We start from the raw sequence: 23,079 nt of genomic DNA on the forward strand, positions 1-23,079 counted from the left end.
GGACTACCTCGCCATCAAAACGCCGGTGGAAGGTGCCGAAGAGGCTGGTTGCAGCAGTTGCCGCAGCTTTTGGATCAGCTCCTGTTCCTGGAAGGGCTTGGAGAGGTAGGCGCTGGCTCCCAGCCGCTGGGCCAGTTGGCGGTGTTTCTCGCCACTGCGGGAGGTGAGCATGACCACGGGAAGCTGGTCATACAGGGGGTGGGCACGAATCTGGGCCAGCAAGCCAAAGCCATCCAGCCGCGGCATTTCAATGTCGGTAATCACCGCTCGGATGGGAATTCCTCTCTGCAAGTGCTCGAGGGCCTCTTGTCCGTCGCGAGCCTGTTCAACCCGGAACCCTGCTCTTTCTAGGGTCATGGCCAAGAAGCGGCGCACGTTGACCGAATCTTCCACCACCAGCAGGGTGGGCTGGGCGGCAAACCTGGGCTGGGGAAGGGGATCCCTTGCCGACTGACAGGGCTGATCCCGCTGGGCGAGCAGCCAGCTCAAGAGGGCAGGCGGATCCACGAAAAGAGCGATTCGCCCATCGGCCAAAACTGTACAGCCGGAGAATCCCGACGGCAGAGGCAGACCTCCCTCCACCGGGCGCAGAGTTACCTCTTGCTCCCGCCAAAAGCGATCCACCAACAGGCCATAGGGCCGGTTGTCTTCTACCACCAGCAGCACCACAGGTCGGTCGAGAAGGGGGGTCTCGTCAATTTCCCGGCGAGGCTGCCAGCGCGCGAAGCGAAACCAGTGGCCCACAGGAATTAAAGGGATCTGCTCCCCTTCCCAGAGAAAGGAATCGGCAGGCAACTGCGGGGGGATAAGCAATTCTTCCACTGCGTTGGCCGGAAAAGCCAACATCAACCCCTGGCATTCTGTCAGCAGCACGCGGGTGACGCTCAAAGAAACGGGCAGAGTGAGGGTAAACAGCGTGCCCCGTCCCGGCCAAGATTCCACCTGCACCTGGCCGCCAATTCGTTGCAGGTTGGTGCGTACCACGTCTAGACCCACTCCCCGTCCAGATAGCTCGCTGACTCGCTCGGCGGTGCTGAAGCCCGGCTGGAAGATCAACTCCAGCAGCTCCTGGGAGCTGGCCTCAGCCAGGTCGGCAGCGGAAAACCCTATCTGCAAGGCGCGGGCCCGGATTTTATCCAGACAGATCCCTGCCCCATCGTCTCGCACCGTGATCAGAGTGCGGTTGCCCCGTTGGCTGGCGGCAATTTCGATGAGGCCCTTGGCCGGCTTGCCCTGGGCCAGGCGGGTGTCTGGAGCCTCGATGCCGTGGTCAAAGGCGTTGCGCACCAAGTGCAACAAGGGATCCGCCAAGGCCTCCAAAATCGAGCGCTCGATTAGGGTGGATCCCCCCAAGACCCGCAGCTCCACGGGCTTGCCATGGGCTAAGCTCAGCTCCCGCAGCGCTCTGGGGAAGCGATCCGTCAAATCCGATAGAGGCTGCATGCGCACCTGGTCGAGACGGGTTTGCATTTGCCTGGAGAGGCGGCTGAGCTGGCGGGCGCTGCCTTCGGTCTCCTGCAGGGTGGTGTCGATATCGTGGGTTACCTCATCAATTTGCACAACGGTTTCCATCACCTCTTGGGTCAGCAGGTGCATCTCTCCATAGCGATCCATCTCCAAGAGGTCAAAGGTATCGGCCAAGGTCAGGCCGGGATCCCCTTCTTTTTTCAAGAGCACAGAAGCAGGCACGGTGGCAGCGACGCGGTCGTAGCTGCTGCGCAGGCGGCTGTTGGTTTCTTCTAGAGTGCGAACCCGCCGTTTGAACAAGCTGACCAGCTCCCGCAGCCGTTGCAGGCGACTGTTTAAGCGGTTGCGCTCCCCTATGAGCTCTCCCAACAGCTCCCCCAACTGTTCCAGAGGGCGAGCCGGCACCCGTAGCATCTCGGCAGCGCTTTTGGCCCCGGCTGGAATCGAATCCGGCAGCTCGGTGGCTCCTGCCATTGCAGGGGGAGGGGCTTCTGGCGGGGAGGAAACTGGAGGCTCTGCCGGATCCCAGGAGCTGGGGAGAAGAGCGACCTGACCGACCAGCACCAGGGCCTGCGAGCGTCGCCAAGCTTGTAAAGCCGCCTGAGCAACGGGCAACACCTGCTCCTTGGCATTTGGCGGCAGCGTCTCCAGAGCTTGGACTACTGAGCCGCACAGGGTGGCAAAGGCAGGCAGATCCAACATTTCCCCCAGCGCCCCCAGCTCTTGGGCAGCAATGAGAAACTCCTCCCGCAAACAGGGCTGCTCGGGGTGGGCCAGCACACCTTCCAACCGCTGCAGACAGGCCTCCACCTCGGTTGCAAACAGCAGCACCCGCATATCGCCCCCGGCCTCTGCTGCCAGGACTTGGACGTTGTCCTCAGGCTGCAACTCTCCCAACTGCTCTCGCAATTGATCGAAAAGAGGCTGCACCCGCTCTGCCAGCCAAGATTCGTCCAAAAGCCGCTGCTGGCGGTGCTGCTGGGCTATTTGGCGCATGCAATCCAACGCCGCCAAGAGGTTGCGCTCCACTGCGGGGTCGGCTTTTTGGGGATCCACCTGCAAGATCTTGAAACCATCTTCCAGGCGATGGGCCAAGTCGCTAAGCACCGGAAAGCCCATCATGGCCGCCCCGCCCTTGATGGAATGAGCAGCCCGCAGCAAGCGATCCAAACGGGGGCGATCCAAACTCTGGGATCCCAGGCCCAACACCCCTGCCTCCAGGGTGTCGAGGTAAGCCTGGGCTTCGTCCAAAAACTGCAGCCTAACCTGCCACTCGCGTGGGTCGAGGGAAGTGGGATTCGGCCCCATGCTAAACCGCCTCCCCCACCTTGAAGGTGGACACAGAAGTCTGCAACTGACGGGCAACCGCCACCGTAGCCTGGAGAGAGTTGGCCACCTGCTGCGAGGCTGCCGCCGTCTGGGCGGCAATGTTGGCGATTTGCTGCATCAACTGGCGCACCGTTTGAGATGCATCTGCCTGGGCATCGGTGGAGCGGGCAATGGCCTGAAAGAGCTGGTTCACCTGCCGCGAGACTTCCACAATTTGTCCCAGGCTCTGCTTGGCTGCTTCCACCAAGCGGGTTCCCTCCACCACCTGGCCGGTGCTGGTTTCTATCGCCTGTACCACCTCGCCGGTTTCCCGTTGGATCCCTTCCACAATGCGCTCGATCTCGCGGGTGGCTTCTGCCGACTGGGCCGCCAGTGCCCCGACTTCCTCGGCGACCACCGCAAAACCTCGCCCTTCTTCGCCGGCACGGGCTGCCTCGATACTGGCGTTCACCGCCAAGAGGTTGGTTTTCAGCGCAATCTGGTTGATCAAGGACACCACCTTGGAAATCTGCTGGGAAGATTCCCCCAGCCGCTTCACCTTCTTGGCCGTTTCGGCCACCGTTTCCCGCAGTTGCAGGATGTTTTGCACTGTGCGATCCATAGTCAAGCTGCTGTTGATGGCCGTGGCGGCGGCAGATTCGGCAACGGTGGCGGCCTGTTGGGCTTTATCGGCTACCTCCTCGATTGAGAGCGTCATTTGCTCGACAGAGCGCAAGGTCTCTTCGATTTGGGTGGCCTGTCGGAGAGCGGCTTCGGCCAACTCGCGAATGGCTGCCTCGTCACGACTAATGGATTGGTTGACTTGACCGGCGGCCTGCTGCACTTGAATCACGATGTCGCGCAAGCTCTCGATAATGACGTTGAAAAAGTCCGCCATGATGCCAACTTGTCCGGCTGTTAGCTGCGCCCGCACCGTGAGATCCCCCCGCGAGGCTTCTGTGACCTCGCTGATAAGCTGCAGCAGCTCTCTTTGCAGCGCTTCCGACCGCTCCCGTTCCTGGGCGGCCACGGCTTTTTGCTCCAGCGCCCCCAGGTTACCCAAAGCTTGACCCAGGCGGTTGGCCAGCTCTGCCAAGGTTTTCTGTTCTTCGTCAGACCAGCTCTGGCTTTGGGCGCGGCCTATTGCCAAAAAACCGTAAAGCTCATCGCCACGCACCACCGGCGCTATCATCTCGGCTTTCAGTTGGGCTGTGGCCAGCCTCTGCAGGTAGTCGGCGCCCAGATCTGGCCTAGGCACCGGGCCAAAAGCGTAAACTTGCCCGCCGTGGAGAGCCTGCTGGATCGGAGCCGGGATCCTGCGGAGGAGGGTGCCCAAGGTGTCGGGCAGGCGGCTGTCGTGAGATTCAGCGATAACCTGCGCCTCTTCGGGAGCGGTCAAGCGATAGAAGGCCACTCGTTCGGCACCGAAGCGCTGGCGCATCTCGCCCAACAAGTCAGTTAGGGGATCGATCAGCTCTTGCTCTTGGCGAATCCGGGCAATATCGGCAAACCGCTGGGCCAGTCGGGTGTCGGAAACTTGTCGCTCGTAGGTGGCGTTGCGTTCCCGCACAAAGTTGCGCACCAGGATCAAAATGATCCCCCAGCTCAGCAGCAGAATCGGGAAGCTGATGCCGGAAAAGATCAAAGCCTGCAGCAGATTTTGCTCGTAAAGCTGGACGCTGGCCTGAATGTTGCTGCGAATGGCCTCCAGGGTTTGGTTGATCCCTTCGGCGTAGATGCGCTTTTGCTCTTCGTACTCAGGGCTGTGCAGCAAGTTGAAAGCCCGTTCCTGCTCGCCGGCCCGAATCAGATCAAAAGCCTGCACTTCCCACTCCACCAGCTTGATGTTGGCTGCTGTGGTTTTGGCTGCATAGGCTTCGTAAGAGGCGGGATCCAATTGCTGAATCTCCGCCAGCACCTCATCCAACTGAGGGACATGGATGTTGTAGCGCTCTTCCCAGGACAGATCCCCGCTGGCAGCGGCCATGCGGGCAGACATGGTCAAGACTTCATCCAAATAGATCACCTGATCGCTCAGGTTTTGCAGGGTGAACTGCCGCGAGATCGCCGGCTCGAACTCGAAATAGGTGCGGGCTACGCTGCCGGCAGAGACGGCAAACAGCAGGGAGCTGATGCCCAGAGGAAAACTGATTGCCAGGGCCAGGCGGGATCCCGCGACTTTGCGTTGGGGCCGGGAAGATGGAGCAGGCCTGAGAAAGAGGGGACGGAAGGAAACCATAGAATTTTGCCTTTAAGTGAGGGTAAGTCGGGGAAAAGGTCGCCAAGATCAAGGGTTTGCCGAGGAATCAACTGAGTTGAGCTTTTGGACAATGGCAAGAGGGTCGAGCACCCAGAGAGGCTCATCCCCTTCCAACACCAGCCCTTTGCAAGAGTCGTAGAAGTTCTCCAGTCGAAAGTTGTTTTGTGCTGCCTGGGCTTTTGTTAAGGGTTGGATCTCCTCGGCGGGCACTCGAGCTACTCCTTTCACGTGTTGGGTTGCCAGGCCCAAGCCTGTTCGCACTGGCGATGCAGAGCCCCCAAATTCTGGGCGCATCACCACCAAGTGGTGTTCGGGCTGCCCAAAGTCCAAGGGCTCTAGGCCGAGAAATTGCGGCAGATCCAGTCCCCAGAGAATGCGATTGCGATAGTTGAACAAGCCCAGCACCCATGCGGGCTGGTTGGGGAGAAGGGTAAAGTGGTGCGGGCCAACAATTAGAGCTTCCTGGGCAAATGCCATGGGCAAAAGGGCCCGACAGTCTACCCCCAACTGTAGATGTAAGTACAGCTCGCCGGTACGGGTAGAAGTAGGGCTGTGTGGGGAGAAAGCTACCGCCATTGCCGTTCTCGCTCTGCCAATTCTAAGACATCTCCTAAGAACAATTCGTGATAATCACAGGGATCCTAACTGGAGGCGCAGCTCAGCAAGGACAGGAGTGGCAAAAATCATGAGCTCGGGCTGAGCACTACTGATTTCACGGCCCGCAAAATGTCTTCGCGGGTAAAAGGCTTGGTCAGATAAAGATCGATCCCTTGCTTCATGCCCCAGAGTTTGTCCAGCTCTTGATTTTTAGAAGTACAGGCCACAACGGGCAACTTTTGGGTTTCCGGGTTTTTCTTGATTTGGCGGCACAATTCCAGCCCGCTCATGCCTTCCATGACCAAGTCCGTCAGCACCACATCGGGTTTGTCGTTGCGGATCTGCTGCAATGCCTCTTGGGCGTTGGCCACCGCTACCACCTGATAGCCTTCTGAGCGGAGGTAATCGCTGATGAGCTGTCGCTCCGAGGCCACATCTTCCACCACAAGAACTTTCACCATGATCGACATCTCCTTATCTCTTTTTCGACGAACCTTTAGAGGGATCCCTAGCTGAGATAGCGAAACACCATCTGCAGCAATTCTTCCTGCCGAAAGGGCTTGGTCAGGTAATCGGTGGCACCGGCCAGGCGCGCCTTCACCCGATCGATCAGACCTTTGTGGCCTGTGACCATCACCACCGGCACATCCTTTAACACGGAGGATTTGCGGATGAGGCTGCACAATTGGTAGCCATCCACGTTGGGCATACCCACGTCCAGCAGGATCAAATCTGGCTTGAGGGTGGTCAGCTTCATCAGGGCTTTCAAAGAGTCGCTGATGGTGTGAATGACCAGGTTGTGCCCTTCCAACAACCGCTGCAACCCGCTGAGCATGGCTTCGCTGTCGTCAATACAGGCCACAATCCAGGTTTTCGAGGCTTGGGGAGATGGGCCTAGATCTGCAAGCTCGTTGGCCAGGTGAAGAGGGACGGTGGGAGTTTCTGAGGGCTGTGATTCTGTCTCAAGCTTGGCCGAGTAGGTTTTGGGCAGCCGATCAAAGGGGGGCTGGGGATCCCGCAGGACAAGGATACCGGCTTTGACCAGAGGATGTAGGCGGCGAGCGATCTGGAGGTCGTCTTGATCGAGAAGGGCGCTCAACTGGCGGAAGCTAAACCCCTTCAGTAACCGGCCTAGCCGTTCCTGTTGCTCGGCGGGAAGGCGTTCTGCCTGGGCCCGGCTGGCAAAGTAGGGCCGTTGGTAGGGGGAGGTGATCTCAGGCCCCAAAGATTGCCATGCCCGTAGCCGCTTTTGGATCAGGTCGAGCAGGGATCCCCCATCCCACTGGCCCAGGGTGGGCACGTTGTCCAGTGGGATGATCTCCTGCTGAAAGCCCCCTGGAACCAGCAACAGATTTTGCAGCACCTCCTCGCTGATCCAAGCATTCAACCTGCGCGCAGCTTCCCAAGGCAGCAGTTGCTCCGTTACCATCCAACTCAGCCCCAGAAGGTCTGCAGGTAGAGGCCCAGTCTCCTGAGCCAATAGCGCCTCCACCTGCCGATGGATGCGTAGGCAATTTTGGCGAGTCAGAGAAAAGACTTGATGGCTGAGCCGACGCAGGTGGCGATCCAAGCGCTCCAAGGGCTCCAAGCTGTGGTGAGCAAACCCCAGGCGACCTTGGTGAAACACCAATGACCAAGTGCCCAGCCCCTCCCCTTTGTCCAAGGCACTGAAATACCGAACAACTCCTGTGAAGCTGACCTCTGCGTTCAGCAGATGGGCCGAGACTTCTGTACAGACGGGGGGACGGTTCATGGGTCGAGAGGACGTGCTCGGACAATTTCCTGCGCTGAGGTTGATGACACGACTGAAGTCTTAGCTACCCCACAAGCCGGTGAAAAAATGCTTTCCAGAATACAGTTCAAGCCCAGCCCTGACCCAGACGAGATCTTTAGATGAGCCAAGCCCAACAAGACGGCCAAGGCTGCACGAACTCAAAGGCAGTTTCAGCGTTCAATCCGTATTCAGAAAAACTCTCCTCCTGGGGAGATCGATGACTATTGCTCATCAGCCAATCTCTAAAGGTGAAGGCTAGCCCTCAGATTGTCTGCTGGCTTTCTTACTCGGGAACTTCCCACGGAAAGCCCGCAGGACAGTATAAAGGTAACCCCGATAAACCTCTTCCGTAAAAATACGGAACTTAGGTCTTCTCCAATTTCCAAAGCTGCTCCAGGTGGGCTTGGCAGCGGCGCAGGAGCTGGCGACTTTCTTCAAAGCTGATCTGCTCCAACGCCTCGGGGTAGGAGCACCAGCGGTAGGCGGCCACCTCTTCTGGCTGCACCTGCAGCTCAGGGGGAGGAAACTGGGGTGGCAGCAGAGCCACGTAGTAGGTGACGGTCTTGGCCACCGCGTTTCCCTCGGGATCTATAAAAGTGTAGGCCTCTTGCAGCGTCAAAGGGCCAGGCTGGCCGGGCAGGGTCAGGAGCTGGTAGTCGGTTAGGCCGGTTTCTTCCCGCAACTCCCGCTGGGCTGCCGCCAAGTCGCTTTCCCCCTCATCTTTGTGGCCTTTGGGAAAGGCCCAGTGCCCCTTCTGATGCTGGATGAGCAGGTAGAGATGGGATCCCTGGGCGGGCGGGAGGGGCAGGATCGGGATTACGCCGTAGGCGGCATCGGTCAGCATGGGGAGCTAGTCTCCAAAGAGTTTGATGGCGGGCGGCCTGGGATCGAAAACCCCGTTGGGATCCACCCGCGGGCGCTCCACCCCTTGCAGGGGATAGAGAGGGCGACCCGTGTCGAATTGAAAGAGGTAGATAGGCAACTGGCTGCTCCCCAAAGGCAAGAAGGCTAGGGTATCGATCTGGGTAAGGGCGTTGCGGCTGGCCGGTCGGGTGAGGTTAAAGGCGGCGATGCGGTCTTCCAAGGGGGTCTTGGCCTCGCTGCGTCGGCCTAGGCCAATGCTAAATTGCTGGTTTCCCTGCTCATCCACCCCCAAAACCTGCACATCTCCTAGCTCCACTGGGGGCGTGCTCTCCGGCAGGCCGGCCACCACCGGCGGCGCATCCACCGGCGGCTGCGAGGGCAAAAAGCGCAGCTGCACCCCCTCCGGCAGGATGCGGTAGTCCTGGTAGTCGTGCCGGATGGAAAGGGATCCCCTGAACAGGCGGCGGGTCAGGCCCTCCAGCGTCCAAAACCCGTAGGCCAAATTGATGCGGGTGCTCTCCGGCAGCCAGTAGCTAACCCCTGCCTGGGGATCCGGCACTGCCGCAAACCCTATCAGGGCATAGGCCTGTCCCCACACCCCCGACAAAAACAAGAGCACCTGCCGCGGCAGCCCCGACTCCGGATCCAGCCACAGCTCCCGCACCTGGCCCTCTTGGAGAGGCTCTAAACGCAGATGCTGGACAGGGGATCCCGCCAGAGTTACCCGTTCTGAGGAGAGGACGCGGTAGCGGCTGGGATCAGCCTCTAGATGAAAGCTCACCGAGGGCAGGAGCGCTTCGGGCCGGCTCACGTACACGGAATACAGCTTGAGCAAGTCCGATTGGTTCACCGCTTCCAGTTGCCGCGAATCCAACAGGCGAACACGATCCCCCTCGGCTACCCAAGCCTGCCAACTGCCGTCGCGGCGGTAGAGCACATCCAACGTGGCTGTGAAGGTTTGGGATCCCTCCACCCGCACCTGCTGGCGGTACTGCAGGTTGGGCGGAGGTGGCAGTTGGCGCAGAGCAGCGTTGTAGCGCTGCAGCCAAGCTTGGGGATCTTGCTCAGAGCTTGGGAGAGAAGCGGGATCCGACTGGGCCAAGGCCAGATCCGCCGCCTGGAGGGCAACCAGCCCTGCTAGCAGGAGTACCGCCCCGCCGAGGGATCCCTGCCGTTGCCACCTTCTCGGGTCGGACTGTTTGGGGGACATCAGCTTACCTTACTCTTCAAAGGGATCCCTCCTGTCTGTCCGCCTACTCGATGGAAATAGACTGAGGGCCTTGGGTGGGGGCGGGCGGATCCTCTACCCTCAAGCCCTGGGACTCCAGCCAGCTCCGCAGCGGATCTTGCCTGATGTCCAAGCGCAGCAGGCCGCTTAGGAAGCCCCCGCAGAAGACAACGGGGTTACTCAAAAAGGTCTTCCAGACCTCGTTGTTGGTGAACATAGTCGGCATCCCAAACCCTTCCCCATCCTAGCAGGGCCCTCAGGGGAGAGCCTCCTTCCTTGCTAGACGGCAATTAACTTCTGGCGATCTATGTTTTGCAGGATACTGAAGATGTTATCGCCAAGGCGCTGGAACTCCTTGCCGCTTTTGTCGGCAAAATGGAGCACCCAGGGCAGCCTACAGGCTTGGAAGCCACTGGCAGGATGAAGTTGAGAGAGGTGATAGGTTTGTAAAGCCAGAACTTCCAAGGGAGTCTTGCCGTGCTCGTGGATCGCTCGCAGAGGTCTTGCACTGCCGAGGGAGTTCCCACCTTTTCTAATGGGCTGGCTTGTTATTAGAGTAAACGACTTTCGCGAGTAGTCGAAAACAACAGTGCCTATTTTGGCATCTTTGTACTTACCTTTTCCTTCTTCTATCCCCATTCTTCCTGTACCGCTTTTGCGTATTCCGACAACATCCACAGCAATCTTTTCTTTTTCTAACTCCTCAATTGTCTTTCCAAATTCACCTTCCTGCACTAAACCATCTCTCATTAAGAGAACCTTGGTGGGATATCGACTGAGCTTTTTATGAAACTTATTGACAAGATTGGACACAGTCTGATAAATTGCATCACCAGAGAAGGTTTCTCCTCTCTGCACAGCAGGTAGCTCCCAACCTAAGCTCTGCCCATCAGCCAGAACAGCGAAAGCAGAGGCTCCGTAGTATAGCCGCCGATTGGTTCCCACATCGAAGCCGATGATCAGCTCAGGGCCTACAGGATCGTCGAGGGGTTCCAGGAGTACCGGCTGCCACGCTGCCTTGCACAGAAGCCCGAGGACGACGTTTAGAGCCTTGTAGGGATCAGCCCCAGGGATCATAAACTGAGTCGCTATCCCTGCTTCAAGGGCCTCCATGCGGATCCTTTGCTTGCGCTCATTGGGTGACCAAGGCATAACGACCAAAACCGTTTTGATCCCTTGCTCAGCCCAGGTTTGCCAGAACCTTTTTCGGGCGAGATCGCCCTTAGGCAAGTCTTGCTGAGTGGCATAGAAGTCTACTTCAATTTCCGCGCCGCTTTTTTGGGCTACCTCAAGCAAGCAGTTGAGCACTTCGCTAGGGTACTCTCGCTTGTCGTCATAGAGGTTTAGACATGCAAACTTGGTCTCGCCTACCTTCGCACATCCCCGGTATCTAACCCGAGCAGGATTTTCAACTGGTCTGCGACCCGATCCCAATAGCTTTGGCTTGGGCAGGATGTAGCCTTGGGTCTTTAGCGGCTTAATTTCCTCAGGGGAAAGTTTGTAGACTTCCTTTATAATGGTCCTCGCAGTCTCTTCGGACTTTTCGAATCGTTCTTTCAAACTTTTTCTGATGCACTCGATAACAGCGGCGCTAACTTTTCCGCCAGGGCTTCTGTTGTCTTCTAGACTGGCTAGCATCTCCAAGGTTAAAGCAGGCGATAACCTTCGGGAGAGATGGGGATAACGTCTTTCCTTTGATGCTACTTCGACTACCCAAGAGCTCTCAACTTCTTCTACAAGTGCATTGTACTTCTGCAAATGATACTCCGCCAGACTGATGTTCTGCTCTGGTAACCGAATCTCCCGTGGGGATTGGTTAGAAAGAATACCCAGATATTTCCAAGTCAAACGTTTGCCGTTCGCATCAAAGTATGTATTTCGCACAATCTCGATTGGAACGTCCGGATAGCTTTCCAACCATTCATGCAAAGTCCACGGCGTGTAGAAGCGGTAATGAATATCGACTTCTAAGTAAAGCTTTCCGTCTGGTTCGACGGCAACATCTATCATTCTCCCTCTGTGGATTTCCCAGCCTTCTCCGGAAAGTTCTACCCCTTTCTGAGCAGTCATCCACCAGAGCAGGCCGCCTCCTATCCATTCGACTTCAGTTTTCTTGTACTGAGATTTAAGGCGCAACCCTATCCTCTTGCGCTCAAAGCTTTCGAGGGCGCTTCTTTCTTGAGCATTGGCACAGGTTAGAACCCTAAGCCCACGCTCTTCCAACTCCCACTCTGGTGTTTTGAGCTGGCTGGGCGAAACTCTTTCCTGCGTGATAATGTGACTTCCCAAACGAGCAGCTATTACATCTAGCCGATTGCAAACCCTAGCGATAGCTCTCTGCTCTTCTCCTAGCTCCGGGGGTGGGTTTGGCCTACAGTCGTACTCATAAAAGGTGAGGTCTTCCTGAGCTAGCTCCTTAACAAGAAAGCGATTGAGGATAACTGGAACTTCTTGCTGAAGCAGTCTCATTAGCAAACTTTGCGTTTAAGCTCCTCTCTAGGATAAGCCCTAATTGTCTCAATCGTGCCCCTAGGTCAGGGCTGAAACAACTCGGGCGGGGCCAGGTCATAGCTAAACGCCTCAGCTTCAAAGTGGCCGCTCATGCCCACCACTTGCCATTCGGCGCTGCGATTTCCCTGCTGGAAGCGCAACCGCTGCGCCCGCAGCGGTACTACCTGGAGGACCTCGGCTGGAAACGCCTGGTACTCTCCCAGGTACTGCCGGGGATCCGGCGGCAGGTCGGCACTGCTTTCGATTTGGATCCAAAACACTCGTCCCGCCTGGTTGCCGTAGGCCCGGATCTGCTCTTGGCCTTGGTAGTGCTCCACGCCGCGCAGCCGCTGCCGCCCCACTTGCATAGACTTAGCCCACTCCGGCAAGGGATCCCCCAAGCTAATCGGCCAGGCTGGTGCACCCAACCCCAGCCAACACAACAGCAGCAGAACCCAGACCCAGGGCCAGCGGCGTGTCCTTCGATGGGCAGGGATCCCTTGGGCAACCATCACTTTCCTCTGCAGTTAACTCGAGGCTTCAGAAGAGGGGATCGGCCTCAGCGCAGGCGAAAGCCGATCCGCCCCCTTTCAATATCAAAGGCAACATCGGCGTTGAAAAACAGGGGCATGCCCAACAGTTGCACTCTCTGGTTGCCGTTAACAAAAATCCGATCCCGGCTGGGCGTTACCGGAAAGCCAACCCGAATGCGGTAGTCAAAGGCTCCCTCCAAGAGAGCCCGCCATTCCGAGCCTGGGGGTAGGGTTGAGGTGGGAAAGGGAGCTGCTCCCAACAGGCGAACGTTGAGGAAGATGTCGGAAGCGCCGCTGTCAAATACGGTGGGGCTGAGGGCATTTTGGATAGAAGTGTTGCCAATGCTGTAGGCCACCTGCAGGGCCTCATCCCGCCAGATGGGTGTGCCATCGGGAAAGCTACCCACCTGGGGCAGTTGCCGGAAACTGAAGCCGGCGGTGTTGGCCTCCGTCAGGCCGACTGTGAAAAGGCCTTGAACAGAGTCGAACCCCCCTGTCTGAACAATGTACCCAGAGCGGAAATTGCCCGGCAGGCGGGTGAGGGGACTAAACAAGTTGCGATCGGGGCTGCGCTCGTCCAAAGAGGTGCCGAGGATCCCGGCAAAGGGGCGCCCTGGCCCAAACAGGTTGTCGGAGCAGGTAGCCACCAGGGGCTCCACACAGGTGATTTGGTCAATCAACTGAATCGTGACCGGCTCCCGGCTCTGGATCCCGCCCAAGCTGAAGGGAGCGCGAGCCAGCACTCCGAGAAATTGCGTGCCATCGGCGAAGGTTACCGTGGAAGGGATCCCTGTCCGCTCCAGGCCAAAGCGCCCCGCCGCCGAGGACAGAATGCGCAGACCTGCCGAGCCGCTATCTAGCAAAACTTCAACCTCGCTCCCGGCCACCCCCACCCTCAAACCCAGCAACCTAAAGCGGCTGTTGCCCAGAGTGCGCACCGGCATGGGGAGCGACTGGCTGCCCGGCTCGGGCGGAGGGGGGATCAGTCCGGGAGGGGAGGTCACAGAGCCCTCGGGGCTAGAGCAGGCGATCCCCAGCAGCACCACCAGCGCCAGCACCAGCCCCCTCAGCCGCCGCCAGATCTCCCGCCCTTGAGCTTTCTCCAGGGGCCGCAACTGTATCCGCATCCAGCCCACCTATTCAAATCAAATCAAATGCGCAGCAGCGCTCACTCCCAGCCCAGCTCAACGGGCCTGGTTTTCTGGCATCAGACAGCCCAGGGCATCACACCCGGCCGGCCCCACCGCTTCCGTACCACTCGGGCGAGCCGCGGCGGCAGCCCGGTCGTAGCGCGCCAGCGCCTCGTAGAAGTTATCGACCTTTCGCCTTTGCTTGACCTCGGCCATCAGCCGTTCATAGGTGGCTTTGTCAATTTTCTCAAAGGGCAAGCGGGGGAAGGGGGCGTCGAAGCGCGCCAACAGCGCTGCGCTAATGTACCCCTCGTCGTCGCGGATGGCCTCGTAAATGCGGGATCCCAGCGCCTCGATCTCGTCCTCCCGCAGCTCGAGGGTGGCCGAGGTGTTGTGGGTGGTGTAGTACTTTTGCACCTGCATGTAGAAGTCGAACTGGGCCAGGGCAGAAAAGCGCTCAATCTCAATCTCCTCAGCGCCGGGCAAGTTGGCCCACTCCACCTCCACCGGCAGCTCTACCAACCACTCGGTGCAGCGGGGATCAAAGGGGTCGTTGAGCAGGTTGCCGTGCTCATCCTTATCAGACTGGGCGGGCACCACCGAGTAGCCGTAGTCCAGGCAGGCCAGGGCCACGGGGTCGTTTTTGGCAAAGGTGATGCGGCGAATGTAGCGCTGAGCCTTGGGCGGGTGCCAGCCGGGAGAGGCGTTAGTCAGGAGCGACTTGGTGCCGGCAGGTTGAACGGTGGTGCAGCGGTTGGGGCGGCGCAACCCGTGGCGGTCGCAGTAGTCCCAAACCACGCGGTGAACGACCTCCTTCCAGAAGCTGAGGTATTCCCGCTCCTGCTGCTTAAACTCCCGCCCCAGAGGCGTATCGGGCCTCCCTTCCTGCCACCAGCGCAGCCAGTCCACCCCAAAGGCTTTGACGCAAAAGTCAAATAGACCAGTAAACGAGACGCCGACAATGGGATCCCATTCCCTTGAGCGCTGGAAGCGGGGCTCAACAAAGCGGTGGTGCAATAGCGCCGCAGCCGACAGGGCCCCTGCCGTAAAGGCCTCCTCTTGCTCCTGGCGGTTGTGGGGATCTAGCCGGTTGAGGTGGATCTCGGCCAGATTGCAGTGGAAGTCGCATCCGATGATCTCACCGCAGTTGTGGACAACCAACCCATTGGCATCAAAGCAGCTTGGGCCGGGCACGGTGCAGTCATAGACCGGTTCCACGCCGTCAGGCTCCAGGGCTGCAACTGTAACCGTAAACCGCTCCCGGTTGAGCCGGCGCTGGTAGCTGCCGAGCAGTTCACCTAGCTTCTGAGCTTTGCGCGGTTCTCGAAAGCCCACCACTGCCTGAAACTGGTGCAGGTTGTCCCCGCTAATGACCAGCTCGTGCTGCACCTGGCAGGCGTAGGGGGCTGGCTGGCGCTTGCTATCAGGCAGCAGACGATACCCAGCGGGACGGCGATTCTCGTAGATGACCGAGACAATCCCTAGACGCGCCAGCATGCGCTGCACAGCTTTGAGGGTGTCCAGGTTGCTTTGGGAAAGCCGCACACTAACTCCCTTCTCTTGACCGCCCTGCACACTGCCGTCTGCGTCAAACAGGCCGCACAAAAAGCCGCGGTGGAAATCAAAGCTTGTGGCTTCCAGTGCCGCAGTCATTTTCTTCTGTCCTGGAGCCATGCCGAACTTAGCCGCCAGTTTCGCCAAGCCGGTGGAATGGATAACCCGGCACTTCAGCTTGGGGTGATAACAGGTCTCTGGCCGGCGAGGTTCGTACCCTACCGCAGCCTGCAGCAACCGAGCCGCGTGTAGGCTCATCTCCTGCTGCGTATCCTGCCAATAGCGCAGTACAGCCGTGTCATTCCACTGGGTTGTGGCAAGGCTGCCGTCGCCCAGCAAATTCCCCAAGAGCCAGCCTTCCTCCCAGGTCCCCTCACCATCCCAGGGGGTTAGGTCGCGATGGTTGTGCAGCAGAATGCGGTCGCCCGGGCGGAGCTCTTCTGCCGGCACCCATTCCGTGTATTGCGCCTTTGGAGTCTGGGCAATGACTTTGAGAACACGATGGTTGCCCGTCAGCCGAAGAGAAAATCCCTCCTGGGTCACCAGCTTGAGCACGGGCTTGGTGCCGGAGTAGAAAAACCCCTCTGGGGTCGTGCTGAATAGCTCGCCGTTGACGTAGGTGCTGTGCTGCTTGCCAATAAGGTCTTTCACCTGGCGCGGGCCGTCGCCCGTGTGGATCCAAGTGTCTGCGGTAACGCAGGGGTTCAGCCCATACCGTTGCACCCTATGCCACGTTGGCGGTTGGACAGACGGAGAGCTACTAGCTGCCTGCCGCTCCTCTATCCAGCGCCTAGCTCCCTCGGGTCCCTCCGAGGCATAGACGTTGAGGAACTCCCGCTTCAGCTCGGGGGTGTTGATTAGGTCGGCGTTGGCCCGCGCTACGGCTTCCCCAGCCCACTGGATAGCCCCCTCGCCGGAGTAAAACTGCTTGCGCACGGCAGCAATGCACTCTTGCCGCGTTGGCTTGCGGTGAAATACCCGGGTGTGGTTGGCCATGCGCAGGGCATCTCGCTCAGGGTCAATTCTCCAGTTGCCCTGCTCGTCCTGCTGCCAGAGATTGTCTTTGGCGCTAGATCCCAGCTCGTCGTCGGCGGCAAACTGGCGCATACCTGCACTACGGCGGATATTCCCCGCCACCACCGTTGCGGCCGCCTCATCAATGAGCAGGCAGCACTCCACCGAGTTCAGTTGCCTGCCCACGGCTTTGTTGAGGATGGCGGCACAGCGCTGGTACAAGCCGGGCAGCTTGATGGGGTTGGCCACGCCCCCAAACCCTTTTAGCCGCTCCCCAGCGGGGCGCACATGGCTGAGATCCACCGTCACCTCCACCTGACCCCCAAAACCGGGATCCGCCGCCAGCTCCAAGAGAGCTTGGTAAGACTCCACCCAGCCGCGGCGGCTATCGCCCACCTGGATGTGCACCCGGGATCCCTGCCGCTGGATGGGGGTGTGTTCCTGCCGCGCTTCGGGGGGGGTGGCACCAATGGATCCTACTACCTGCACCTCTAGGCGGTTGAGGATGGGGGGCAACTGGCTGATGAACTGGGGCTCCAGCACCGCCCCCGTGCCGCAGCCCATCATGGCCAAATCCATCATCAGGCCAAAAGAGCGCCAGTCCACCACGGTGAGGCTGGTGCAGTTGTAGGCACCGGAGTAGTTTTCCGGCTTCTGGATCCAGTCGGTGCCCATCACCCACAGGGCCCGACCGGAGATCAAGGCCTTCAACTGCCGCTGCAGACGTTCCACCAGCTCCCGCTCTTGGGGAGTAAAACGCCCTAAGCGGGCAATGTCAGCCAGGGTGCGATCGCAGACGTCGCTCCAGGTCTCGCGGCTGCTATCTGGGCGACGCCGACTGTAGGTACGGTAGAACACGGGGGCAGCCGCCGGGGCCGTGGCTGGAAATTCGCCCAGGGAGCCCATACCAAGTCCCTGGATTGCCGGAGAATGTGCTTCCTTGCTCTGAACCATAGTTACACCCCTTCTGCAAAGCTGCCTTTGGGAAAGCTCCTTTGAGCGCCGGTTTACAACCCTGCCGAGCCAATGCCCAACCACGTTATCACAATCTTCAGAAGCCTGGTGTTGTAGGTGGTGGTGTTCTCTAGGCAACTCCTCAGGATCCCCTAGGGATAGGGCAAGCTCGGTTACCTCCCCCCGCTGTTCCCCTGGGCTGGCGGCGGCGGGTGGGGAAGGAAGACCAGGCAAAAGGGCTACAGTGGAAAAGAGGGATCCCACGTCAAGTCTGCAATGGCACCTTCCTGGGCCTTCTCCCAAGTAAGAGCTTTGTAAGGAGTTGCATCGCCATGACCAGTCGCCTGCGCATCGGTAGCCTGTGGGGGATCCCCCTCTTCCTTGACTACACCTGGTTTCCGGCGGCCCTGTTGCTGGTGCTCTCCTATGGCGTGGTGACGGCCCTGGGGCTGTTTCTCTCTTTGCTGGCTCACGAGCTGGCCCACAGCCTGGTGGCCCGCGCCTATGGGGTACGGGTGAGTTCCATCACCCTGTTCATCTTTGGCGGCATGGCGGCCATTGAGCGGGAAGTCCCCCGTCCCCTGGGCGCTTTTTGGGTGGCCCTGGCAGGGCCCCTTCTCAGTTTGGGCTTGTTTGTCCTCTTTAGCGTGGCCGGAGCTTGGGCTGGGCCGGGGTCGCCCCTGACCTCAACCCTCGCCAGCCTGGCTGCCATCAACCTAATGATTGCCCTGTTTAATCTGCTGCCGGGACTGCCCCTGGATGGGGGGCAGATGCTCAAAGCGGCGATCTGGGGTTGGACAGGGGATCGGCAAAAGGGCATGCTGTGGGCGGCTCGCGCTGGGCAAGGGGTAGGCTGGGGGTTGGTGGCCCTGGGGTTGTGGGTGGTGTTCTTAGGGAGCCTCAACGGCCTGTGGATAGGCCTGATTGGCCTATTTATCGTCAACAGCGCCCGCCGCTATGAGCAGTATGCGCAACTGCAGCAGGTGCTGGCCCGCCTAAAAGCTGCGGATGTGATGACCCGCCGGTTTCGGGTGGTGGATGCGGGCATGAGCCTGCGGGAGTTTGTCGATCGCTACCTGGTGCCTTCTTCCCTCAGGCCGGAAGCCCCAGCTCAGCCAGCGGACGTTTATTTTGCCGAAGAAGATGGCCGCTACCGCGGCCTGGTCAGGCCGGAACTGCTCAACGACATCGAGCGTAGCCAGTGGGATCACCTCACCCTCAAAGCCATTCTCAAGCCGATGGAGCAACTGCAGGGGGTGCAAGAGGAAACCCCCATCCCCCAGGTGATTCAGATGATGCGCCAGGCAGAGCCGCGCCGCATTCTGGTCTTCACCCCCAGCGGCGCCATTGCCGGCTTGATCGACCGCGGCGATGTGGTAGCGGTGGCGGCGCGGGAGTTGGGGGTGGTACTGCCCCAGGAGGTGGTGCAGAGGCTGCGCGACAGCGAAGAATGGCCCCCTGGCTTCCAGGTAGAAGAAAACCTCGCCGGCGAGGGATCCCCTAATCCACAGCAGCAAGCGTGACGAGAGAGGGGCTGTGGCAGGTTTTTGATGAAAGGTGACCTCACATACTGTCTTGAGCGGCTTTCGTCGTTAAGATTTAATAAGATTAAGGATGATCTCTATCGATTAAGAATTTTGAATCGCACACACCGTCTTTTGCCTGCCCATACCTATTGCCTGAGCAACGGGCTGGGCGTCATTCTTCACCCTATCCCAATTGCCGATTCTGCAACTGTCGATGTCTGGGTTCGGACAGGCGGGCGCAACGAGCCACCAGAGTGGCTAGGCATCTCCCATTTTCTGGAGCACATGGTCTTCAAGGGCAGCGAGCGACTGGCCCCCGGCGAGCTGGATCGGGCCATAGAGGGCCGGGGGGGAATTGCCAACGCTGCTACTGGCCAGGATTACACCCACTACTACATGACAGTAGCTGCCGCCGATCTGCCGGAGACTTTGCCCTATCTGGCGGAGGCAGTGTTGCGGGCCGGGATCCCCGATCAGGAGTTTGAGCAAGAGCAGCAGGTGATTTTGGAGGAGATTCGCCGCGCTGCTGACAACCTGGGCTACACCGCCTATCAGCTCCTCATGGAAACTGCCTTTGGGGTGGAGCACCCCTATGGGCGACCTGTGCTGGGCACGCCGGCAAGCCTGATGGGGTTGACCCCAGAGCTACTACGCGCCTACCACCGCGGCTGGTACCGACCCGAATTCATGACGGTGGTGGTGACGGGAGGCATTGATCCTGAGCGAGCTCTGGCCTTGGTGGAAAAGGAGTTTGGCGGCTCCGCCGGTGGCCCTGGTTGGATTGCCCCTCCGATCTCTCCTCAGCCCCGCCCGCAGGGGGTTCTGCGCCGCGAAAGCGCCCACGCCCGCGCAGAAGAGGCCCGCCTGAAATTAGCCTGGCCCACTGTCAGCCTCGACGCCTGGGAGCAGGTGTGCGGCCTAGAGCTGTTGGCCGTAGTGCTGGGGGAGGGCCGTAGTTCGCGGCTGGTGCATCTGTTGCGCGAGCAGCGGGGCTGGGTGAGGGCTATCGGCTGCTCTTCGCTGGTGCTGAAGGAGGGGGGGCTCTTTTGCATCAGCGCTCAACTGGAGGTAGAGGATTTGGCACAGGTGGAGTCAACCATCCTGCACGAGATCGAGAAGTTACAGCAGGACGGCATTGGCCAAGCGGAGCTGGATCGCGCCCGGCGCATGCTCACCCACGAGCTGCTCTTCTCCGCCGAGTCCCCCAGTCAACTGGCCAGCCTCTACGGCTACTACGAGACCCTGGTTGGGGTACAGCGCCTGCAGGAGTACCTGGAGCTGTTGCAAGCGTTTACTCCGGCGCAAATCCGCGAGCTGGCGCAGCAGTATCTCTCCCCTCAGGCTTACGTGGTCGCTCTGCTCAAGCCGGCTGCCTCTGACGCTGCCGCGGCTTCGGAGCTGCAACTGGCCTGCCGTTGATGGCCTTTCAGTCTTGGATCCCTTGCCCAATGCACCCCACCCTGTCCACCACCCAACGCGGCCATCTGCAGCGCCTCTGCTTGACCAACGGCATCACGCTGCTGGTGGGCCAGAACGCGGCGGTGGAGATCCTGGCTGCCCACTGTTTTTTTCGCGGCGGCAGCCGGGTAGAGCAACCGCAGCAGGCGGGCTTGAGCCAGTTGCTGGCCGCTGTCCTCACCAAGGGCACCCGGCAGCGCGACTCCCAGGCTATTGCCGCTTGGGTGGAATCGTTGGGAGCTTCCCTTTCGGTAGACAGCGCCGCCGATCATTTCGAGGTCGCCCTGCGCTGTGTAGCGGAGGATTTTCCGGAGCTGTTGCAGTTGCTGGCGGAGATCCTCCGCGATCCCAGCTTTCCCGAGGCAGAGGTGGCGCGGGAGCGGGACTTGATGCTGCAAGCCATTCGCGCCCGACAGGAACGGCCTTTCAGCTTGGCTTTTGATCAGGTGCGGCGGGCCCTCTATGGGGATCACCCCTACGCCCTGCCAGAGCTGGGAGGAGTGGAAACAGTGGGATCCCTGACCCGCGAGGATTTGCTGGCCTACCACGCCACCTACTGCCGCCCAGAGGGCATGGTGATGGCGGTGATCGGCCCAGAGCCGCCCGAGAAAGTGGCGGCCCAAGTGGAAGCGGCTCTGGGAGATTGGGTGAGCGCCGGCCCGCCCGCCCCCGACCCAGCCCTGCCGCTGTCTCCCTTGGAGAGGCCGCAACTGCTGAAGCTGCCCCAGCCCACCCAGCAGACGACGATCTTGATGGGCTTCCGCGGCTCCCCTGCCGCTTCCGCCGACTATCCGGCCCTGAAGCTATTGGCCACCTACCTGGGCAGCGGCCTGTCCAGCCGCCTGTTTGTGGAGCTGCGCGAGCGCAGCGGCCTGGCCTATGAGGTCTCGGCCTTTTTTGCCACCCGCCGGGATCCCGCCCCTTTTGGGGCCTACCTGGGCACGGCACCGGAGAACACTTTGGTGGCCCTGGAGCGCCTGCAAGCGGAGATCCGTCGCCTCCACGACACCCTCCTGAGCGGCGAGGAAGTGGAGATGGCCCAGCGCAAGCTCTTGGGCCAATATGCCCTCAGCAAACAAACCAACGCCCAAGTGGCCCAACTGGCCGGTTGGTACGAGATTTTGGGCCTGGGCCTGGAGTTCGACCAGCAGTATTTGCAGCGAGTAAGGCAGCTCACCCCTGCCCATCTCCATCAGGCCGCAACAACCTACCTGGTCAACCCGGCCATTGCCCTGGTGGGGCCGGAAGAAGCTTTGGCAAAAGTTGAACTGTAGGTGGGTGCCACGAGGCAGGCTGCCGACTTCTGCGCAGCGGCACGACGGGGCTTGCCGCGTACCGGGTCAGTTTCCGGATCAGGCTTTTTCAAGACGCGACCCTTACTGCTGCTGGCCCCCAGCAGCTAGGACGGCGGTCAGGGTAGGGCTTAGAGGATAGAGAGGGAGGTTCCAGACGCTCTTGTGCTGGGTTCCCTTCTCCCCCAGGGCGAGAGCCCCCTCCAGTTCCCTAGAAGTCGAGATCCCAGAGGGGGAAAAATCCCACCAGCAGCTCCACAATCACCAAAGCGGGCAGCAGGTTGGCCACCCGCAGGCGGGCCAGGCCGAGCAGGTTAATGCCAATACCCAGGATGAGGATCCCGCCAGTGGCTTCCAAGGCGGCGAGCAGGTCTGGGCGCAACAGCGGCTGCAGTTGCCGCGCCAGCAGGGCCACGCCTCCCTGAACCAAGAGCACCGGCAGGGCGGAAAACAGCGTGCCCCAGCCGAGGCTGGCCGTAAAGGCAAGGGTGGCAATGCCATCCAAGGCGGCCTTGACCAAGAGCAGCGAGGGATCCCCCAGGCCATCCTGGATAGCTCCCAGCAGAGTCATGGGGCCGACCACAAACAGGATGGTGGGGGTCACGAAGGCGCGGGCGATAGGGCTGGGGCCCAGCCAGGGGCTCACCCGCTTTTCCAGGCCCTGTCCCAGCCGCTCAAAGGCGGCCTCGAGGTCGATCCCTTCCCCCAGCAAAGCCCCCCCGATCAGGGCCAGCAAAACCGTTACCGCCTGGGCAGCGCTGCTGAGGGTGAGAGCCATCTGGATCCCCAAGACCAACACCAGGGATCCCAGGGCTTGCAACAGGGTTTGGCTTATGCGTTCGGGCAGGCGACGGCCCGCCGCCCAACCGAGGCCGCTGCCCACTAGGATCGCGAGGGCATTGACAAGGGTGCCGGTGCCGGGAGGAGCCATACAACGTGCCCAGAGCTAAGCTTTCTCGATTATTTCTCAGTCTCGGATATAAGGTTCGTCCCAAGCCTGCGCGGAAACACCTGGGCAGATGCACCATTTCTGCTGCCAATCCTGGCTATACTGAGGACACGCCCGCCCAGGCTAGAGGTGGGCTTTTACTCGGCAAAAATTCAGATGAGCTTTTGGAAAGGCCTGTTTGGGGCAGCAGGGGCCGCTACAACCAAAGAGCCGGCGCAAACAGCCAAAGCCGACCGTCGCCAGGAAACGTTGGCGGTGGGGGGGGAGACTATTGTCTTTAGCCTGGATCCCAACTTGGATCTGTATGAGCTGGAGGAACTTTGCGATGCAGTAGGGTGGTCGCGTCGCCCCATCCACAAGGTTAGGAAAGCCCTGCAACACAGTTTTCTGGTGGTGTCGATGTGGCAGCAGCGGGGCAGCTACCGTCGCCTCATCGGCTTTGCCCGCGCCACCTCTGACCACGCCTTCAATGCCACCATCTGGGATGTGGTGGTGCATCCTGAGTTTCAGGGCCGGGGGCTGGGCAGGCGGCTGATGGAAAAGGTGATCCACGAGCTGCGCGCCCAAGACATCAGCAACATCACCCTCTTTGCCGACCGCGATGTGGTTAGCTTCTACGAGCGGCTGGGCTTTACGCCCGACCCGGAGGGGATCAAGGGCATGTTCTGGTACCCCCGCTAG

General features: G+C 60.0%; 17 protein-coding genes. 4 read left to right on the top strand and 13 right to left on the bottom strand.

Features of this window, described 5'->3' with window-relative positions; genetic code table 11:
* Window positions 1–3 precede the first annotated feature (3 nt).
* The 12 genes from GG26_RS03995 to nrdJ all read right to left on the bottom strand — a co-directional run bounded on the left by GG26_RS03995 (window position 4) and on the right by nrdJ (window position 17,125).
* Entirely contained in the window at window positions 4–2,775 is a 2,772-nt protein-coding gene (locus GG26_RS03995) for a response regulator (protein ID WP_414388983.1), read from the bottom strand.
* A 1-nt stretch (window position 2,776) separates the two neighbouring features.
* Window positions 2,777–5,014 carry a methyl-accepting chemotaxis protein gene (locus GG26_RS04000; protein ID WP_414388985.1) on the bottom strand — a complete coding sequence of 746 codons (2,238 nt, stop codon included), beginning with the start codon at window positions 5,012–5,014 and terminating at the stop codon, window positions 2,777–2,779.
* 48 nt (window positions 5,015–5,062) lie between these two features.
* Window positions 5,063–5,512: a chemotaxis protein CheW gene (locus GG26_RS04005; protein ID WP_240527341.1), complete on the bottom strand. Its 450-nt coding sequence runs from the start codon at window positions 5,510–5,512 to the stop codon at window positions 5,063–5,065.
* 206 nt (window positions 5,513–5,718) lie between these two features.
* Window positions 5,719–6,093, bottom strand: coding sequence for a response regulator (locus GG26_RS04010; protein ID WP_011434291.1), 375 nt, complete (start codon window positions 6,091–6,093; stop codon window positions 5,719–5,721).
* A gap of 47 nt (window positions 6,094–6,140) precedes the next feature.
* Window positions 6,141–7,385 carry a response regulator gene (locus GG26_RS04015; RefSeq protein ID WP_414388988.1) on the bottom strand — a complete coding sequence of 415 codons (1,245 nt, stop codon included), beginning with the start codon at window positions 7,383–7,385 and terminating at the stop codon, window positions 6,141–6,143.
* Window positions 7,386–7,770: 385 nt separating this feature from the next.
* Complete coding sequence (locus tag GG26_RS04020) at window positions 7,771–8,250, bottom strand: bis(5'-nucleosyl)-tetraphosphatase (RefSeq protein WP_011430977.1); 480 nt, start codon at window positions 8,248–8,250, stop codon at window positions 7,771–7,773.
* A gap of 6 nt (window positions 8,251–8,256) precedes the next feature.
* Window positions 8,257–9,480, bottom strand: a complete 1,224-nt coding sequence (locus GG26_RS04025) for a hypothetical protein (RefSeq protein WP_414388990.1) — start codon at window positions 9,478–9,480, stop codon at window positions 8,257–8,259.
* A gap of 43 nt (window positions 9,481–9,523) precedes the next feature.
* Complete coding sequence (locus GG26_RS04030) at window positions 9,524–9,715, bottom strand: hypothetical protein (RefSeq protein ID WP_240527340.1); 192 nt, start codon at window positions 9,713–9,715, stop codon at window positions 9,524–9,526.
* A gap of 62 nt (window positions 9,716–9,777) precedes the next feature.
* Window positions 9,778–11,787, bottom strand: a complete 2,010-nt coding sequence (locus tag GG26_RS04035) for an argonaute PAZ domain-containing protein (protein WP_414388992.1) — start codon at window positions 11,785–11,787, stop codon at window positions 9,778–9,780.
* Between the two features lie 245 nt (window positions 11,788–12,032).
* Entirely contained in the window at window positions 12,033–12,500 is a 468-nt protein-coding gene (locus GG26_RS04040) for a hypothetical protein (protein WP_414346720.1), read from the bottom strand.
* Window positions 12,501–12,547: 47 nt separating this feature from the next.
* Complete coding sequence (locus GG26_RS04045) at window positions 12,548–13,648, bottom strand: hypothetical protein (RefSeq protein ID WP_414388994.1); 1,101 nt, start codon at window positions 13,646–13,648, stop codon at window positions 12,548–12,550.
* Between the two features lie 57 nt (window positions 13,649–13,705).
* The gene (nrdJ, locus tag GG26_RS04050) at window positions 13,706–17,125 is read right to left on the bottom strand and encodes a ribonucleoside-triphosphate reductase, adenosylcobalamin-dependent (RefSeq protein ID WP_414388996.1); all 3,420 of its coding nucleotides are present in this window, start codon (window positions 17,123–17,125) and stop codon (window positions 13,706–13,708) included.
* A gap of 380 nt (window positions 17,126–17,505) precedes the next feature.
* Here nrdJ and GG26_RS04055 point away from each other — a divergent pair, with 380 nt between their 5' ends.
* The 3 genes from GG26_RS04055 (at window position 17,506) to GG26_RS04065 (ending at window position 21,431) form a co-directional block, all read left to right on the top strand.
* On the top strand, window positions 17,506–18,696 hold the full coding sequence (locus GG26_RS04055) for a site-2 protease family protein (RefSeq protein WP_011430984.1): 1,191 nt from the start codon (window positions 17,506–17,508) through the stop codon (window positions 18,694–18,696).
* A 114-nt stretch (window positions 18,697–18,810) separates the two neighbouring features.
* On the top strand, window positions 18,811–20,118 hold the full coding sequence (locus GG26_RS04060) for a M16 family metallopeptidase (RefSeq protein ID WP_011430985.1): 1,308 nt from the start codon (window positions 18,811–18,813) through the stop codon (window positions 20,116–20,118).
* Window positions 20,118–21,431 (top strand): M16 family metallopeptidase, encoded by a 1,314-nt coding sequence (locus GG26_RS04065; protein ID WP_414388998.1) that lies wholly within the window; start codon window positions 20,118–20,120, stop codon window positions 21,429–21,431. Before GG26_RS04060 ends, GG26_RS04065 begins: the two co-directional genes overlap by 1 nt.
* Window positions 21,432–21,660: 229 nt before the next feature.
* Here the strand turns inward: GG26_RS04065 and GG26_RS04070 are convergent, their stop codons facing one another.
* Window positions 21,661–22,380: a DUF554 domain-containing protein gene (locus tag GG26_RS04070; protein ID WP_414389000.1), complete on the bottom strand. Its 720-nt coding sequence runs from the start codon at window positions 22,378–22,380 to the stop codon at window positions 21,661–21,663.
* Between the two features lie 174 nt (window positions 22,381–22,554).
* Here GG26_RS04070 and GG26_RS04075 point away from each other — a divergent pair, with 174 nt between their 5' ends.
* Window positions 22,555–23,079, top strand: a complete 525-nt coding sequence (locus tag GG26_RS04075; protein ID WP_099812932.1) for a GNAT family N-acetyltransferase — start codon at window positions 22,555–22,557, stop codon at window positions 23,077–23,079.

This window comes from Synechococcus sp. 'PEA 65AY6A-5F PE A' (genome assembly GCF_047462575.1).
Classification (GTDB): domain Bacteria; phylum Cyanobacteriota; class Cyanobacteriia; order Thermostichales; family Thermostichaceae; genus Thermostichus.